The 16819-nt window shown below is 39.7% G+C and carries 16 protein-coding genes and 1 pseudogene; 2 read left to right on the top strand and 15 right to left on the bottom strand.

From position 1 onward, the window contains the following. Positions 1 to 127: 127 nt before the first annotated feature. The 4 genes from JCM9157_RS03565 to JCM9157_RS03550 form a co-directional block, all read right to left on the bottom strand. Positions 128 to 913: an AraC family transcriptional regulator gene (locus JCM9157_RS03565; protein ID WP_235714786.1), complete on the bottom strand. Its 786-nt coding sequence runs from the start codon at positions 911 to 913 to the stop codon at positions 128 to 130. 409 nt (positions 914 to 1322) lie between these two features. Continuing rightward, positions 1323 to 1832 (bottom strand): transposase, encoded by a 510-nt coding sequence (locus JCM9157_RS03560; RefSeq protein WP_235714785.1) that lies wholly within the window; start codon positions 1830 to 1832, stop codon positions 1323 to 1325. Between the two features lie 115 nt (positions 1833 to 1947). Then, positions 1948 to 2202: a hypothetical protein gene (locus JCM9157_RS03555; protein WP_148296795.1), complete on the bottom strand. Its 255-nt coding sequence runs from the start codon at positions 2200 to 2202 to the stop codon at positions 1948 to 1950. Positions 2203 to 2313: 111 nt separating this feature from the next. Next, positions 2314 to 2691: a hypothetical protein gene (locus tag JCM9157_RS03550; RefSeq protein ID WP_035662190.1), complete on the bottom strand. Its 378-nt coding sequence runs from the start codon at positions 2689 to 2691 to the stop codon at positions 2314 to 2316. Between the two features lie 430 nt (positions 2692 to 3121). On the opposite strand from JCM9157_RS03550, the gene JCM9157_RS03545 reads away from it, so the two are divergent. Both JCM9157_RS03545 and JCM9157_RS03540 read left to right on the top strand, forming a co-directional pair. Beyond that, positions 3122 to 3700, top strand: a complete 579-nt coding sequence (locus JCM9157_RS03545) for a DUF5317 domain-containing protein (RefSeq protein WP_035662188.1) — start codon at positions 3122 to 3124, stop codon at positions 3698 to 3700. 160 nt (positions 3701 to 3860) lie between these two features. Then, positions 3861 to 5684, top strand: coding sequence for a bifunctional diguanylate cyclase/phosphohydrolase (locus tag JCM9157_RS03540; protein ID WP_035662186.1), 1824 nt, complete (start codon positions 3861 to 3863; stop codon positions 5682 to 5684). Between the two features lie 177 nt (positions 5685 to 5861). Here the strand turns inward: JCM9157_RS03540 and JCM9157_RS03535 are convergent, their stop codons facing one another. The 11 genes and pseudogenes from JCM9157_RS03535 to gnd form a co-directional block, all read right to left on the bottom strand. Further along, the gene (locus tag JCM9157_RS03535; RefSeq protein ID WP_035662184.1) at positions 5862 to 6794 is read right to left on the bottom strand and encodes a dihydrodipicolinate synthase family protein; all 933 of its coding nucleotides are present in this window, start codon (positions 6792 to 6794) and stop codon (positions 5862 to 5864) included. A gap of 11 nt (positions 6795 to 6805) precedes the next feature. Further along, positions 6806 to 7804, bottom strand: coding sequence for a C-terminal binding protein (locus JCM9157_RS03530; RefSeq protein ID WP_035662183.1), 999 nt, complete (start codon positions 7802 to 7804; stop codon positions 6806 to 6808). Positions 7805 to 7825: 21 nt separating this feature from the next. After that, the gene (locus tag JCM9157_RS03525) at positions 7826 to 8722 is read right to left on the bottom strand and encodes an AEC family transporter (RefSeq protein ID WP_035662180.1); all 897 of its coding nucleotides are present in this window, start codon (positions 8720 to 8722) and stop codon (positions 7826 to 7828) included. A gap of 37 nt (positions 8723 to 8759) precedes the next feature. Beyond that, positions 8760 to 9908: a galactonate dehydratase gene (gene dgoD, locus JCM9157_RS03520; protein WP_035662177.1), complete on the bottom strand. Its 1149-nt coding sequence runs from the start codon at positions 9906 to 9908 to the stop codon at positions 8760 to 8762. Positions 9909 to 9925: 17 nt separating this feature from the next. After that, positions 9926 to 10564: a bifunctional 4-hydroxy-2-oxoglutarate aldolase/2-dehydro-3-deoxy-phosphogluconate aldolase gene (locus JCM9157_RS03515; protein ID WP_035662175.1), complete on the bottom strand. Its 639-nt coding sequence runs from the start codon at positions 10562 to 10564 to the stop codon at positions 9926 to 9928. A gap of 27 nt (positions 10565 to 10591) precedes the next feature. After that, complete coding sequence (locus JCM9157_RS03510; RefSeq protein WP_035662172.1) at positions 10592 to 11539, bottom strand: sugar kinase; 948 nt, start codon at positions 11537 to 11539, stop codon at positions 10592 to 10594. Positions 11540 to 12068: 529 nt separating this feature from the next. Further along, positions 12069 to 12326, bottom strand: coding sequence for an HPr family phosphocarrier protein (locus tag JCM9157_RS03505; protein WP_035662171.1), 258 nt, complete (start codon positions 12324 to 12326; stop codon positions 12069 to 12071). Between the two features lie 28 nt (positions 12327 to 12354). Continuing rightward, positions 12355 to 13626, bottom strand: a pseudogene (locus JCM9157_RS03500) (TRAP transporter large permease). Positions 13627 to 13631: 5 nt separating this feature from the next. Next, positions 13632 to 14177 (bottom strand): TRAP transporter small permease, encoded by a 546-nt coding sequence (locus JCM9157_RS03495; RefSeq protein ID WP_035662168.1) that lies wholly within the window; start codon positions 14175 to 14177, stop codon positions 13632 to 13634. 268 nt (positions 14178 to 14445) lie between these two features. Next, positions 14446 to 15501, bottom strand: coding sequence for a TRAP transporter substrate-binding protein (locus JCM9157_RS03490; RefSeq protein ID WP_035662165.1), 1056 nt, complete (start codon positions 15499 to 15501; stop codon positions 14446 to 14448). 420 nt (positions 15502 to 15921) lie between these two features. After that, entirely contained in the window at positions 15922 to 16815 is an 894-nt protein-coding gene (gnd, locus tag JCM9157_RS03485) for a phosphogluconate dehydrogenase (NAD(+)-dependent, decarboxylating) (protein ID WP_035662164.1), read from the bottom strand. Positions 16816 to 16819 lie beyond the last annotated feature (4 nt).

The following is a 16819-nucleotide window of genomic DNA, read 5'->3' as shown; positions in this document are numbered from 1 at the left end:
AATTATTCCTTAATCTACTATTACTAGCATTCCTTATCTTTTTAGAAATACACAAAAAAGGACGAGCAAATCTTTTCAATTTGCGCGCCCTTTTTAGATTATATTTGAGGTCAATGTACTTTTAGTCCTAATCCTTTTTCTTCACGTTTAGATCACGAAATTTCTTAGGTGTAATGCCTTCTTTCTTTTTAAAAGTCGCCACAAAGTTACTTGCGTCATTGAACCCGACGAAAAAAGCAACATTTTTCAGTGGAATCTCTGGATTTTGCAAGATCATTTCTTTTGCTTTTCGGATTCTAAGTTGAATGAGAAAAGAATAAGGGCTGACATTAAAGGCATCTTGAAACAAGCGGTTCAGGTACTGCGAGCTCACGTTTGACTGTTTGGCCATATCTTCTAACCCGATATCTTCTGCATAAACCGTTTCCAACCACTCTACAATCGGACGGACTTTATCGAAGAAATGTGATAGTGACGGCTGGTTATTGACTTTCCCGTATTTTCTCAAATTAATGAGCAGATTATATAAATAGCTAGATAAATCAAGCCTTGAAAATTCCGTGTCTGCTTCAATTTTAATTAACATTTCTTCGATAATGGAAGCAAACGAAAGCTTCTCTAAATCGGTGTAGAAAGTCGATGAGTTCAATTTAAGCGCATCCAAAATCGAAACGATCGAAGTCCCACCAAACGTCACATAAATCGTCGACCACTTCCTCCCCGCTGTTGAGTAAGAATGCGGCGTATACGGTTTCAGCAAAACCCCTCTCCCCTTCGGCAAGCTGTACTCTTGTCCATTAAAGGAAAAAACCCCTTCGCCCTCAACCGTCTGAAGCCAATGATAATAAGGATACCCCTCAGGTCGCGAGAAGTCCTGCTCCTGCGGATTAAAGCCAACACTCTCAACAAACAAAGGCAGCGAATCCTCGTTTGTGGTATAGGTGTATCTCAGTTTTCTATTATACAAAACAAACACCCCTTTTAAGGGGTCTGACCCCCAGTACTTTAAAGCATCACAGTGTGAGTGTTATTGGTCTTTTATTAAAGCTGATGATGTTATCACTCAAAAATAACTCCTCGTATAGAAGAACAAGCTCAAATAGCTAATCAAGCCAGCTTTCAGACTTCTAAAGAGGAGTTAGTTTAGTTGGTAAAAGTATAGATAGAGAGGGATTTGTTTGTCAATGGAAGTGTATTCATACCGTTATGATTAGAATGGGGTTTTACAAACTTATTAACGGGGGCTAGAGAAGGTTGGAACTTTTTTTTACGATCGCTCTATTCTATCTTCTACGTACTTTTTATAAGACACATCTTTCGGTTCAGGGAAAAAAGATAAGATTTTTGAGGTTGTTACATGGGGAGATGGGTTGATGGTGTTGGTCGTGGTGGTGAGATAAATAGGTGCGATAGCTGCTCCAGCGATATTGCTCTGGCCTGTCTACCATGTTGGCATCAAGGGGGTTTAAGTGAATATAACGACTTACTTCTAAGAAATAGGGAGCATCGGTAATTAACTTGGCTCCATATCGGCCTTGAAATAAGTGCCCTATGTAGTCATATTCCTTATTAAACCAAATGGCATACCTAGAATGGAAAGCTTTCATAATGTCACTAATGTGGACGTTCGTTGTTTCAAGTAGGAGATGAATGTGATTGGTCATTAGACAATAGGAGTGTAACTCAAAGGGATACTGCTTTCTAACATCTTCAAGAATCATTATGTACGTCTGATAATCTAGTTCTCTTTCAAATAAAGCCGTTCTTCGATTTCCTCGAGCTGTAATATGATACATCGCACCAGGAAACCACACTCTGTGTTTTCTAGACATAAGTTGCCCCCTTTTATTAGGATCTTGTTTGATAAGCAGTCGATGGTTGATTTTATTTTAGCTTATTTTTCATGAAATAGGGTGCTTTTTTTTAGGGGGTCTGACCCCCAGTGCTTTAACGCTTAAAAGCGGTGGGGGGCAGACCCCCTAAAATCATCACAAGTCCCAACAAATGAATTGTTAATGCGACAGGAAAATAAAAGGAATTTAGAGTCCGTAAAGCTTGAGCCTCCTCTTTTGCTGTCTGACTATATTCAAATAGTGCATATTCCTCGGCTCCAATCGTAGCAATCTCTAATACAAACCCTACTGCTAGAAATGTGATTAAGCTACAAAGCCATATAATTATTTTAGTTTTTAACCGCATCATTACACCCCACCTTTACTAACATTCTTTGAGCTTGTTATTAGATCAAAAAAGAGCGTCAATCCTTCCTAGATCGACACCCCCATCTGCAGCAAAATTTTAAGAGCTGACACTTCAAGCAATTGCAATCATAAAACACAACAAAAACGCAACACCTGAAAGCGGCGTCATAATAAGTCGTTCTTTCTTACTTTGTGAAGCTATGTTGGCAATTGTATTTAAGGCTAAATAGATGGTTACAACCCAGATAAGACCGTGTGTTGGTAGAAATGGAAATAAGGTTAAGATATTAACGTGTAGGAGGAAAACTAGCCCCATGAATAGTAAAACACAAGCAGAAACTGCACTCACAATACGCAAAGATGTTGGTAAAATTCGATGATTACCTCCCATAGCAACTTCGCCGTAAGGAAAACCACATGAGAGAAGCACTTGAAAAATGGCCATACCCACAAAAAGAATAGTAAGTGTGATCGCTAAAAAATAGATCATTCCCTTAGTCCTCCCTAATTTATGTAAAAGAAAATTATCTCAATATTAATTATATCATAAAAATGATATTTTTTACTTATTTTTCCATACAAGGAGAAATACACAACGAATCAATTAGAACAAATCAGAAAATAAAAGTATTGGTAGGTTTTTGACTTGATATTAATTAAAGCAACCTACCTTTTATACGAAACTCATCACGAGAAAGTTTCCTCTATTCTTATATTTAATTAGACAAAAATCTATTATAAAAAGTCCAACTATATTAATCACTACTTTTGAACTAGCAAACTCTATTATAATTAGATTGATGTCTCAACCAATTATTGCTAAAATATAAAATAATATTACAAATTAAGGCATTATTAGACTTATTATGGCTTATATTTACAAAAAAATCACAACAATAAGAACAGTCAGGTGTTGAATTATGGTATTTGATGGAATTTTACTATCACTCATCGTTGGATTTTTAAGACGAGGTACATTACGGGGCTTGGCTGATTTAAACTTGAAATATGGATGGGTATTCCCAATTTTACTTGGAATACAAATTCTTGTTTTTTCATTGCAAGGAATGGTAGTTTGGCTTGAACAAATTAGTGGCTTTTTGTTTATTCTCATCTATGTATTAGGTTTATTTTTCTTGTGGGTTAACCGTGAGAATAAGGGATTTGTTTTATTGTTTGTTGGGGTATTCTTAAATTTTATTGTTATGGCTTTAAATGGTGGGAGAATGCCTGTTTCCTATGAAGCTGCTGCCTTCGCACTAGATCCATATTATACAGACATTCTACTAAATGGCATATACGGAAAACATGAAATGCTAACAGAAGCAACTAAGTTAGGGTTTCTTGGTGACATTATTCCCATCACATCACCTTATCCGAAGAGTCAAGTCATTAGTATTGGCGATGTCATTATGAATATTGGAGTTTTTATTTTTATCCAACATCTGATGTTAAAACATAAGCGAGTAAAACCAGCTATTTCTAAAGCCGTTAGTTAAAGGAGGTGAATTCCTTGAGTAAGAAAAAATTATTTATTAATCTAGCAATTATTGCATCTTTAGTTGTTTCCTTAACTTCCGGTTATATTTTAGTGTAAGTGTAAGAGGAGAAGTGCTTGTTAAACTTCTCCTTTAATTTATTTTAAGAGAGTGAGAAATTATGAATAATCATGGGCTATCTAATCAACAAGCTAACCTCTATGTTTTCTTTATCTCTTTTTTAGGTTGTAGTTTGTTTTTACTCTTAGGGAATCTAACATTCTCATATTCATCTATTGAGTGGGTTTTAATTATTAGCTTGATTGGTGTAAATGTTATGTCTAGGCGTTTTTCAATTTTGATCCCTCCTCAAGGTAACGCTCTGACTATGGATTCTACGATTTATCTTGCTTCCATTTTTATCTTTGGGCTAGAACTTACATTAACTATTCTATTATTAAATAATATTATCGTTGCTTTTTATCAATCTAAAACTGCATGGTGGAAGCATGTATTTAATTTTTCTTCTTTCACCCTAATGATTGTAATTTCATATTTTATGTTTACTATTACAGGAGGAGAAATTGGTTTAATAAGTTTTGGGGATACACTTTCTTATCTGTTGACTATGATTACTTACATGCTTTTAAATATTTTTACGATTGGTGTCTTTTTTTGGTTGCTCAGTACCGATCCCCTTTTCAAGATAATAAAAGGATTTGTGGCTGAATCAATATTTACTTATCTAAGCATCCTAGTCCTATCACTCATACTTGGTATCCTACTAATCCACCAACCAGTAATAGGAATTGTCCTCTTCACAACCGTCATTCTCATGCTTTCACTAGCCTTCAAGCATCATTTCACTCTCTACGAACAAGCTGCTAAAAAAGCAAACAGGGATGATCTAACAGGCTTGTATAATCATGGGTACTTCAAAGAAGTGTTCATTGATTTTGTAAAAATGAAAAATAGTCAGCCGTTTAGTTTAGCGGTAATTGATATAGATGATTTTAAGAAATACAATGATTTTCACGGCCATCTCCAAGGGGATGAGCTATTGAAGTTTTTTGGTTCCTTGTTGCAAGAGGGGTGTAGCCCTTACAACTATACCTATGCTCGTTATGGTGGGGAAGAGTTTGTGATTCTGATGCCGGATACGAAAGGGCAGCAGGCTTTTGAGTTTTTAAATGGTCTTAGGAAGACAATGAATGATACGTATTTTAAAGGGGTGGAGATTCTTCCTCAAGGATGTCTTTCTTTTTCCGGAGGGGTTGTCTCGCATGAAGGGTCTGTTTATAATACGTCTCAGCTGCTCGATCAGGCTGATCAGGCGATGTATTATGCGAAGGCTCAAGGGAAGAACAATGTCCACCTTTATGATGAGGAAGATGTTGTTCAGAAGAACTTGGATGAAGAAAAAGAGATTGAATTGCTTGAACAGCAAGTTCGTATTTTTCTTTCGAAGGATGTTTATACGTACAAGCATAGTAAGCGAGTTTTTAAATATGCGGTTAATTTCGCGAAGAAGTTAGAGTTAAATGAGCACGAGTCTAAGGTTCTGATAATGGGCGCTTTGATTCATGATATTGGCAAGCTTGAGATTCCACGAGATATTATTAATAAAAAAGGGAAGTTAGAGCCGCACGAATGGGAAATGATGAAGAAGCATGTGACGTGGGGCAAGGAAATAGTCTCGACGAACAAGGGGCTTACTCATTTACTTCCTTTAGTTGAGTTACATCATGAGCGCTATGATGGGAAAGGATATCCTCATGGGTTAAAAGGAGAGGAAATTCCTAAACTCGCTCGAATCCTCTGTATTATTGACTCATTTGATGCGATGACGACGGAGCGACCGTATCAAGCGACCAAAACATTTGAACAAGCGATTGAAGAACTACGAAGATGTGCCGGTCAACAATTCGATGCGAAATACGTACCTGCCTTTATTGAGATGATTGAAGAAAGCATCTATTTTGAAGTGGCAGCGACAACGGAATAGCTGGTAGGAAGCCATGTTACCAGAAGGTAGATTTCTTGCACTAACGTTGGTATGCATTATAAGATTTATCGAGAAAATCCATAAAAATAGAGAGAACAAGCTGATAATAAGGCTTTGTTCTCTCTCTTTTTTTAGGGGTCTGACCCCCACCGCTTTAACGCTGTACAGTGCTGGGGGTCAGACCCCCACCTGCACTTCCTCCTCTACTCCGGCTTTGGCCAAGTAGGTTTTGAGCTCTGCGATTTTCTTTTCGCTGAGCGGTCTTGCTGGTGGCAAGACGTAAGTGGAATCGATGAGTCCGCGTAGTTTCATCGCTTCTTTGATGACGTTGACGAATGGCGAGTCGAGTTTGTACATCAATGGTAAGTATGCGAGTCGTTGGTGCAGTTCGATTGCTTTACCATAGTCTTTGTTAACAAACGATTGATAAATTCCGATCGTTAATTCAGGAGCAAAGTTCCCGCTTGCTGAGATGACCCCGTCTCCACCGAGGGAGAGCGTGTTCCAAAGGTGGTCATCAAATCCGGCAAAAACAGCAAAATGAGGGTGCTTTGATTTTACTTTTAGAATAATTTCACGAATATGTCCGGCTGTATCGACTGTGTCTTTAATACCAACGATGTTGGAATGAGTTTCGACTAATTTTAAGATCATCTCAGGGATGAGTTCTTGGCCGGTTAACCCTGGGAAATTATACAACAAGATAGGAAGATCAACTGTTCGAGCAATTTCACTATAATGCTCATATAAATTATCATCAGAAAGACCCCAGTAATAAGGATTGATGATCACTACACCATCAGCCCCGATCGACTTGCTATGCTCTGATAACTCAATCACTTCTCTCGTATGAACACCACCTGTTCCAATCAGAACAGGAACTCGCTTATCCACATAGTTCGTCGCAAAAGCCGCTACTTGTTTTCTTTCTTCGACCGACATTTGGCTGAATTCTCCACCACTACCTAAGAAAAATAACCCGTCGACACCTGAATCAATCAAAAAGTCAATTAATCTCTTCATTCCTGATTCGTCAAGCTTTCCTTCGCTTGTAAATAAGGTTGAAACGGGTGGTATAACGCCTTTAAACATTGGTTCTTGGTTAGACATATTAATCCTCCTTATCCCTTTTGTTTTAATTCGACTTTTTCTTTTACTTTCGTGTTAAAAAGATACGTTGGATAATAACCACTTAAAACATCAGCCACATTTTGCGCCGTTTTGCGCTTTAGCTCTAGTTGTGCTTCTTCAGAGTACCAAGCAACGTGTGGGTTTAAGATCACATTATCCATTTTTAGCAACGGATTATCGGCTTGAATGGGCTCTTCTTCGACAACGTCAAGACCCGCGCCGGCAATTTCACCTTGTTGAAGCGCTGCAATCAGTGCTTTTTCATCAATCACAGGACCGCGCGCTGTATTGACGATAAAGGCTTCTTTCTTCATTGCTTTGAATTGCTCTTCGCCGATCATGCCTTTTGTTGCGTCAATTAACGGAGCGTGAACGGATACAAAGTCAGCTTGAGCACATAAGTCATTTAACTCAAGTAATTCCACATTTAATCCAGCTGCTACATCTGCTGGTACGAATGGATCATAAGCAACTACTTTCATTCCGAAGGCTTGCGCTTTTTGAGCGAGTGATTGTGGAATTCGTCCAAGGCCGATTAGACCTAGCACACGGCCGCGCAGTCTAAAAATCGGTACACTAACTTTAAAGTCCCAGTTCCCCGCTTTTACCGCTTCATTTAATAACACTACTTTACGAGCGCATGCCATAATTAGCGCAAAGGCATGGTCAGATACTTCATCCATACAATAATCAGTAACGTTTCCAACCATCACCCCATGCTCGGTAGCTGCGTCGATATCAATCGTGTTGACTCCAACTCCGTAGCGAGATACCACTTTTAGATTGGGTAAGCTTTCAATCACTTTCCGAGTAATCGGAGCATATTGATTGATCAGTCCGTCTGCATCCTTAGCTGCGGCAATGACTTCGTCTTCGGTGCGGCACTGAACAGCGACAAACTCGACTCCTTCCACCTGGCTTAATACTTCTTGCTCTGGTGCAAGTGTTGCAAATTCATAATCGGTTACTACTACTTTAAACGTACTCATCTGTTCCACTCCTTGTTTTCTTTATCCTAAAATCGCTAATAGCAATGTAATCGTAAAAATACTGACTAACGTCGATACTAATGTAATGCTTGAGACTAGTTTTGGTTCTGAGTTAAATTGAATGGCATAAATGACAATGGTCGCTGCTGACGGCATCGCTGAAGACACGATTAATACCTTTGCAAGTAACGGATCAAACGGGAACAGCATCACAATTCCAACAGCTAATAATGGCGAAATCAATAAACGGACAATCACCCCATATGTAATATGACCCCAATTGAAGTTTTCCCATTTAATCTGCGCAAGTTGCAGACCTAAAATAACCATAACGGTCGGGACTGCTGCTTCTGCTACAATATCAATCGTCAAAAATAGATTGTTAGGAATTTCCCAGTTTAATCCTTTCATGATAATGGCCACCACCACCGCCCATGTTGCCGGCATTTCCAACACAGACTTTAACGCAACACGAATACCAGCCTTTCCCCTTGCTGCATAATAGACGCCAAAAAAATTCATCATAATCGCATGGAGAACGAGAATGATAATGGAATAGGCAAAACCGACCTCGCCATAAGCAAATAAAATGATCGGTGCGCCGTAATTCCCTGTATTCATAAAAGCAGTAGATAAAATCATGCCACTTTCAATCGATTGTGGGTAGTTTTTTAGCTTGCAATAGATTTTATTAATGATAATTAAAACAACTAAAAGAATAGCAGAGAAGAAAATGATATATAAATATTGCATGTCTAACTCTGCCGTATAAAACGTCCGAAACACAAGGCATGGGGTCATAATGTAAATGGCGACCGTTGATACGGCCTTAATGTCGATCTGCTTCCATTTTTGGACCCCAAAGCCGATTAGAAAAACGAGTAAAACAGGTAAAACAACCTCGATAAAAATCATCATCTTACAGGACCACTTTTCTTTTTTTGAATCTACCTACTTACCACTCAGCAACAGTGCCGTCTTTATGACGCCATACTGGGTTTTTCCAGTTGTGACCCGCTTCGGCCATTTTGCGAACATGCTCTTCATTAACCGAAATGCCAAGGCCAGGGCCTTGAGGAATTTTCACGTGACCATCTTCATATTTGAAAACAGATTTATCGGTAATATAATCGAGTAAATCACTGCCTTGGTTGTAGTGAATCCCTAAGCTTTGCTCTTGAATGAACGCATTATGTGAAGTTGCATCGACTTGTAAACAAGAAGCAAGCGCGATGGGACCTAATGGACAATGAAACGCTACTGCCACATCATAGGCTTCGGCCATGGAGGCAATTTTTTTACATTCGGTAATCCCACCAGCATGCGAAAGGTCAGGTTGAATAATATCCACATAGCCATCTGATAACAGCTGTTTGAAATCCCATCTCGAATACATTCTTTCTCCTGTGGCAATTGGGATGTGCGTATGGTTGGCAATCTCACGTAAAGCTTCATTGTTCTCTGCTAGCACAGGTTCTTCAATAAACATCGGACGGTATGGCTCAAGCTCTTTAGCCAGAACTTTAGCCATTGGCTTATGAACACGACCATGAAAATCAATGCCGATGCCCACATATTGGCCAACAGCTTCTCTAACCGCTGCAATTCGTTCTACGACTGCATCAATTTTTTCATACGAATCGACATATTGAAGTTCTTCTGTCCCGTTCATCTTTACCGCGGTGAAGCCTGCATCTACGACTGCTTTGGCAGCGGCTCCGACATCACTAGGACGATCTCCACCAATCCACGAATACACGCGGATCGACTCGCGACAAGCACCACCCATCAGTTCATAAACAGGAGCATTATAGAATTTCCCTTTAATATCCCATAACGCTTGGTCGATCCCAGCAATCGCACTCATTAAGATTGGACCGCCACGGTAAAAGCCTGAACGATAAAGAACATTCCAATGGTCTTCGATACGAAGCGGATCCTTCCCAATTAAATAATCGCTTAGTTCCTCAACTGCCGCTTTAACCGTACTTGCTCTTCCCTCAATGACAGGCTCTCCCCAACCGGTAATTCCCTCATCTGTTTCTATTTTGAGAAAACACCATCTCGGTGGCACGATGAAGCATTCTAATTTAGTAATTTTCACGTGAAAATCCTCCCTTGTTATGCGCGCGCAGCTTGAACTGCTTCGACATACTCCTTTGATTTTGCTGTTAATTCTGCTAAATACGTATCATTGATTTCCTTTTTCGTATCGACTAGCGCACTTCCAAGACCTGCCGCGACACCTCCAGCTTGAATATACTCTTTAATGTTCGCTAAGCTAATGCCTCCTGTTGGCATTAGTGGAATGTGCGGAAGTGGTCCGTGCACATCCTTTAAGTAGCCTGGTCCAAAGACGTTAGCTGGAAAAACTTTAATAATATCTGAGCCATTTTCATACGCCGTTAAAATTTCAGTTGGTGTTAGAGCACCGGCAATGCTGATTACTCCGTAACGCTTCGTCAACCGAATTGTCTCAACGTTAACCGTTGGCGAGAAAATGAATTTCGCTCCTGCCATAATCGCTGCACGAGCAGTTTCAGGATCTAACACCGTCCCCGCACCTACGATCACATCGTCTAATTCCTGTGATACTTGTTCAATTAGCTTTAATACTTGCGGCGTTTCTACCGTAATCTCTAGCGTTTTTACTCCACCTTCACGAAGGGCCTTAGCAATTGATAGAATATTTTCTGGTTTTGCTCCTCTAATAATCGCAACAATTCCGTTGTCTTGAATTTCTTGTAATAAATGATTCATAATGTCCCCCTAATATTGTTTTTTTTGTTATCTACTAACGTCATCGGCTGGCTTGGTGATGAACCGATCAATTTCCCTTTTCTCCGGAAGTCCTTCAACATCGCCTTTCACCGTTGTTACGATTGCGCCTACAGCATTTCCACGTTGAACGGACTCATAAAGAGATAACCCCTCTAATCTTCCTGAGATAAATCCAGCTGCGAAACCATCTCCAGCTCCAACCGGGTCAAGCACTTGCTCCACTTTAAAGCCTGGTACGAGCGCACTCTCTTCGTTTGTAAAATAATAAGCTCCTTCTGCCCCTACTTTTAAAATGACCGTAGATGCTCCGTGCTCCAAGAAAAGCTTTCCTAATGTTTCAGGATCACTTTCACCGAATAAAAATTCACCCTCAGCCACTCCTGGTAGCACAATATCAACCTGACTTGCAATTTTCAATAAAACTTCTCGTGCTTTTTCTTCGCTCCATAGTTTTCTACGAAGGTTCGGATCAAAAATCACGGTTAATCCGTTCTTTTTCGCAAGAGCAATCGCTTCAAAAATGAGCTCTGAGCAATTCTCACTTAAGGCTGGAGTGATGCCTGAAATATGTAAATATTTTGCCTGTGCGAGATAGTCTTCGTTTAAGTCGGCTTTGGTCATTTGACTAGCAGCAGAGCCTTTGCGATAATACTGAATCCGAATATCGGAAGAATTCCTCACTTCTTTAAAGAACACCCCCGTTGGCGCCGTTTCGTCGACTTTCACTTGGCTTACGTCGACTCCTTCACCACGGATAAAAGAGAGCATTCCCTTTCCTAGTTCATCGTCGCCAATAGCACTAATCCAACCGACTTGATGACCTAGACGGGCAAGCCCAATGGCAAAGTTTGATTCAGCCCCACCATAGGTTTTCGAAAATTGAGACGCATACCGCAACTGACCCGTTTCAGGTGTAAACAACACCATCGTTTCTCCTATTGTTACTACATCCATAACGTTAACCTCTTTCTATTAAGATATCTTGACTCTATAGCTCAAATGTAACTAGCCTACCGTATGTTAATAAAGCAAATTAATTCTTAAGAATGGGACAAAAGCGTTTTAAATAAGAGAACATAGGTTACAGCGTAGCAATCGCTCCGGAAATACAATGCGCTAAGGTTACTGCAGCGTTCTTATGCTCGTTTAAACACTTGTTATTTCCCATCTGCTTTCTTAAAGATTATTGCTATAATTATGTCTTTTTCTCTTAGTAGAATGGAGCGGAAGCCACTCGACTCCTGCGGGAAAAAGAGGTAGGGTCAAGACCCCACAGGCGTAGCCGTGGAGGCTTGACACCTCCCCGCGGAAAGCGAGTGGCTGGAGCGCAATGGAACGAACACACTTCTACCCTCTAGCCGATAAACACTAAAAATACGCTGAACAAAGCCATAAGAAAAGAACCAAAGCGGCTACTTACCTACAAATGAGAACCAGATCCTGTGTTCACTTTGCAGCAAGAAGCAACTTTGGTTCCTCTACTTTATGATAAAAATTCTACAACTTCCTTAATCGCTGCTTCACTGTCTTCGCCAACCGCTCGAACGGTAAGGCGGTCCCCATTGGAAAGTTGTAGGGTGATGAGACCTAAAAAGCTTTTTAAATTCACTTCAATCACTGAACCACGTACTAATTTTTTCAGATAAATCTCAGATTTATATGGCTGAATCAATTGGCTCAAACCGGTAATCGTTTGATCTTCAGAAATGTTAACGGTAATGTCCATTGTTTGTACTGGCATTTGTTCATCTCCCTTTGAGATAGTGTAATTATCCTAAGAAAAATAAAGATAATTGCGGAATGAAAATGACAATGATCAGCGTAAGGAGCATCGCAAAGAAAAATGGAATAATCGCTCTCGATAACGTTTCAATCGATAAACCAGAAATTCCTGACCCTACGAATAAGTTAACTCCAAGCGGTGGTGTAATGAAACCGATCGCCAAGTTTAGAATCATGATGATCCCAAAGTGTACAGGATCATAACCGATGTTTACAGCAATCGGTAATAAAATAGGTGTTAAAATGATAATTGCCGCAAGCGTATCCATGAAACACCCTACAATTAACAGCAAAAGCGTAATTAATAAGATGATCACAATCGGATTTTCCGATACCGACATCATCGCATTTGCTACTTGATACGGAATTTGTTCAATTGTTAATTATCGTCCAAACGCCGTCGCTGCTCCTACGATAATCAAAATTGTTGCCGTTGTTAACGCTGCATCTGTGATGACTTTAGGTAAATCTCTCCACTTTAATTCTCTATATAAGAAAAGCCCAGCGACTAATCCATAGACAACCGCAATAACAGCTGCTTCCGTTGGAGTGAATACCCCTCCGTAAATCCCACCTAAAATAATAACTGGTATTAGTAATGCCCACTTGGCATCCCATACCGCTTTAGCAATATTTGCAAGTGACGTTTTGTCACCTGTTCCTTTATACCCTTGCTTACGAGAGTAGTAATACGTGTATGCCATTAAAGCAAGACCGACTAAGATCCCAGGAATGATCCCTGCGATAAACATATTTCCAATTGAAACACTACCTACGACTCCGTAGATAACCATTGGAATACTCGGAGGAATAATAACCCCTAATGAACCAGCCGCTGCCACAACAGCTGTAGCAAACTTTTTATCATAGCCTTGTCTAACCATTGCTGGAATCATGATCCCACCAATCGCGGCTACGGTAGCTGGAGCTGAACCAGAAATCGCTGCAAAAAACATACAAGTTATGATCGTCGCAATCGCAAATCCACCTGTTTTATTCCCGACTAACGAGTTGGCGACTCGAAATAGACGGTCGGATATTCCACCCTTGCCCATAATTTCACCAGCAAGGATAAAAAACGGTACGGCCATTAGAGGAAAGGAGTCTACAGATGTGACTAACTCTTTGGCTAAGAACTCTAATGGTAGGGAACCTGAATACATAATCGCTATTAAGGTTGAAAGCCCAATTGATATCCCAATTGGTACACTTAAAAACAAAAGAATCGCAAATGATCCAAATAATACTGCTGTCGTCATCTAATTCACTCCTTTACTCCAGGTTGTGCTTCTTCTTGAGCCTTCTCAAGCTCCGTTTTAACTTCGATTTCTCCTTTGCCAAGCAAGGCTTTAAAGAGTCCAATTAAGTTTTGTATTAAACGAATCGCGGTTAACCCCATTCCGACTGGTGTTGCCAGGTAAACGAATCCCATTGGAATTTGGTTAGCAGGCGACTTTTGTCCAAAAGCAAGCAACTGCGAGGCAATATCATAACCATAACGAATAACAAAAATGGCAAAGCTTAAGAATAGTAAGTTGGCAATAATATTTAAAACAATTCTTCCTTTATCCTTCAATGCAAGTAAGAAAATATCTACTTTAATATGACGTTGTTTTTTCACACCATAACTGATTCCGATATAAACGATCCAAATAAAGCTATAGCGAGCTAGCTCTTCTGACCAAGCAAGGGAGCTACCAAACACATACCTCATAATGACCTGCGCAAAAATTACGGTAACCATGATGACAGATAAGATAACTAAAAAGACTTCTTCTATATGATCATCAATCCATTTAACTAATTTCATGGTTTATGCCTCTCTTTCTTTTTTTAATGGCTGTTGTTGCCACGACTCTTTTGGTGATATTTGTTGGTGTTAGTCTGCAGACCGAATAGATTGCCTGTCTGCTCACAGCATTCTCAAAAGCAACCATCTTTTAAATACAGTCAAAAACTAAAGGAAAAACAAAACTATCCTCACCTGATAAGTTTTGAATATACTTTTGTTTTCCCTTTGATATTGTTATAAAAAAGAGGGAAAAAGGCTCGATATCAAGCCTTCTTCCGTTTAGCTATTATTGTTGTGCTGCCTCGATTGCATCGTACATTTCTTGTACTAAATCTTCACCGATTCTCTCTGCATACTTCTCAAGTACTGGAGCAATTAGATCAACCATTTCTTGACGAGCTTCCTCAGAAATCTCCGTAAACGTCATACCTTCTTCTTGTAAATCAGCAAGGTATTGGTTGTTTGCTTCACGGTTTAGTTCACGTTGGTATTGACCAGCTTCTACCGCTGCCACTTGAACGATTTCTTGTTGCTCAGGAGTTAATCCATCAAAGAATGTTTTACTCATTAAGAATACGAACGGGCTGTAAATGTGTTGCGTGTTTGATACATGATCTTGAACTTCTTGATACTTTTGTAGATAAATTGTTGCGTAAGGATTTTCTTGTCCATCAACTGTACCTTGTTGTAGGGCTGCGAATAACTCAGTGAAAGCCATTGGTGTTGGGTTTGCACCTAATGCACGGAATGCTTCTAGGTGTAACTCATTTTCCATTGTACGGATTTTAAGACCCTTCATGTCTTCAGCTGAAGCTACTGGACGAACATCATTTGTTAAGTTACGGAAACCATTTTCCCAATACGCTAACCCAACTAGGTTTTGAGCTGGTAGCATATCAAGGAATCTTTGACCCATTTCACCGTCAAGTACTGTATCTGCTACTTCTTCACTTGGGAATAAGAACGGGAAGTCAAACAAGCTGTATTCAGGTACAAAGTTAGCAATTGGTGCTGTTGAAGGAATCGTTACCTCTTGAGAACCTAACTGAAGGCCTTCTGTCATCGTACGGTCATCACCAAGCTGACCACTGTGATACGTCTGAACTTCGATGGCACCCTCTGTTCTTTCTTCAACAAGCTCTTTAAAACGTAAAAGACCTAAGTATTGTGGATGTTGATCATTAAGACCAATCCCTGCACGAATGACTTTTGTTTCACCAGCTGGAGCTGCTGCTTCTCCGCCTGCTTCTGGAGCTTCCTCAGTCGTACCGCCACCTCCACATGCAGTTAACATTAATGCTAGTGCTGGTACTAAGAAAAAGCCTAATTTTTTCTTTTTCATCTTGATAATCCCCCTGTTAGTTTATATTTCCCTTAATAAGATCTTTTCTCTTTAGAAGGGTTTGTTAAAAACAATTAATTATTCCCAAACTTTGTGAAACGGTTTCAATTCTCCTTATTGAAGCGCTCTCAATCCAACGCAACGACAACTCCAATATGTTAAATAGAAACATAAATCACCTAGAAAGCGGTTACTACTAATAGGTTAAAAAAATCCTAAAAGCATCTTAATAACCAGAAACATGTATCCCCTTTCAAAAACTGAAAATTAATTTCTCCTTTAGTATATATTAAAAAAATTATTTTTCAAGCACTTTAGAAAGAAATTTTTTTTGATATTTTTGATTTTCACATTTTATTTCACAATTCTACTATAACAATAAAGTTGCTCGGCAATTTTGAACCGAGCAACCTCTTGTCCTTATTTTTTCTCGACAGCATGACCACCAAATTCATTGCGTAAAGCGGCGACTACTTTTCCTGTGAAAGTATCTTGTTCTAATGAACGATAGCGCATCAGTAAAGACATCGCTATGACTGGTGTTGCGGTTTGCAAGTTTAATGCTTCCTCGACTGTCCACTTTCCTTCACCAGAAGACTGCATAGTGCCTTTGATTTCATCTAATCTCGCATCTTTAGAAAATGCGTTCTCTGTTAGCTCCATTAGCCAAGAGCGAATAACCGAACCATTGTTCCACACTCTTGCCACCTGTTCATAGTCAAAATCAAATTCACTTTTCTCTAATACTTCAAAGCCTTCACCAATCGCAGCCATCATCCCATATTCAATTCCGTTATGAATCATCTTTAGATAGTGACCACTTCCGGCTTTCCCTGTATACAAATAGCCTTTCTCAACAGACGTGTGCTTAAAAATAGGCTCTACAACTGCCCATGCCTGCTCGTCTCCACCAATCATGTAACAAGCTCCATTCCGCGCGCCTTCCATGCCGCCAGACGTTCCGCAGTCCATAAAGTGGATGCCACTTTCTTTTAACTCATTGTAGCGGCGAATTGATTCTTTATAGTGTGAATTTCCTGCTTCAATGACAATGTCACCCTCTGATAGAAGAGGTGTAATTTCACTTAATGCTTGATCCACAACGTGATGAGGGATCATAATCCAAATTACCCGTGGTGTTTCTAAAGAATCAACGAGCTCCTTATAAGAGAAGGCTCCTTTTGCTCCGTGTTGCTCTAATTCCTTTACTGCTTCTAAATTAACATCAAAGGCGACAACATCATTTTGGTGGTCAAGAAAATTACGACCGATGTTAAACCCCATTTTCCCTAAACCGACTAAACCAATTTTCATGTTC

The organism is Halalkalibacter akibai JCM 9157, from assembly GCF_000513135.1.
Lineage (GTDB): Bacteria > Bacillota > Bacilli > Bacillales > Bacillaceae_D > Halalkalibacter > Halalkalibacter akibai.
This window is presented reverse-complemented; position numbering and strand designations above follow the sequence as displayed.

Coding starts and splice junctions, on each gene's coding strand:
- JCM9157_RS03560 (WP_235714785.1), bottom strand. CDS start 1,832: ATGTCTAGAAAACACAGAGTGTGGTTTCCTGGTGCGATGTATCATATT.
- JCM9157_RS03555 (WP_148296795.1), bottom strand. CDS start 2,202: ATGATGCGGTTAAAAACTAAAATAATTATATGGCTTTGTAGCTTAATC.
- JCM9157_RS03550 (WP_035662190.1), bottom strand. CDS start 2,691: ATGATCTATTTTTTAGCGATCACACTTACTATTCTTTTTGTGGGTATG.
- JCM9157_RS03545 (WP_035662188.1), top strand. CDS start 3,122: ATGGTATTTGATGGAATTTTACTATCACTCATCGTTGGATTTTTAAGA.
- JCM9157_RS03540 (WP_035662186.1), top strand. CDS start 3,861: ATGAATAATCATGGGCTATCTAATCAACAAGCTAACCTCTATGTTTTC.
- JCM9157_RS03535 (WP_035662184.1), bottom strand. CDS start 6,794: ATGTCTAACCAAGAACCAATGTTTAAAGGCGTTATACCACCCGTTTCA.
- JCM9157_RS03530 (WP_035662183.1), bottom strand. CDS start 7,804: ATGAGTACGTTTAAAGTAGTAGTAACCGATTATGAATTTGCAACACTT.
- JCM9157_RS03525 (WP_035662180.1), bottom strand. CDS start 8,722: ATGATGATTTTTATCGAGGTTGTTTTACCTGTTTTACTCGTTTTTCTA.
- JCM9157_RS03515 (WP_035662175.1), bottom strand. CDS start 10,564: ATGAATCATTTATTACAAGAAATTCAAGACAACGGAATTGTTGCGATT.
- JCM9157_RS03510 (WP_035662172.1), bottom strand. CDS start 11,539: ATGGATGTAGTAACAATAGGAGAAACGATGGTGTTGTTTACACCTGAA.
- JCM9157_RS03505 (WP_035662171.1), bottom strand. CDS start 12,326: ATGCCAGTACAAACAATGGACATTACCGTTAACATTTCTGAAGATCAA.
- JCM9157_RS03495 (WP_035662168.1), bottom strand. CDS start 14,177: ATGAAATTAGTTAAATGGATTGATGATCATATAGAAGAAGTCTTTTTA.
- JCM9157_RS03490 (WP_035662165.1), bottom strand. CDS start 15,501: ATGAAAAAGAAAAAATTAGGCTTTTTCTTAGTACCAGCACTAGCATTA.
- gnd (WP_035662164.1), bottom strand. CDS start 16,815: ATGAAAATTGGTTTAGTCGGTTTAGGGAAAATGGGGTTTAACATCGGT.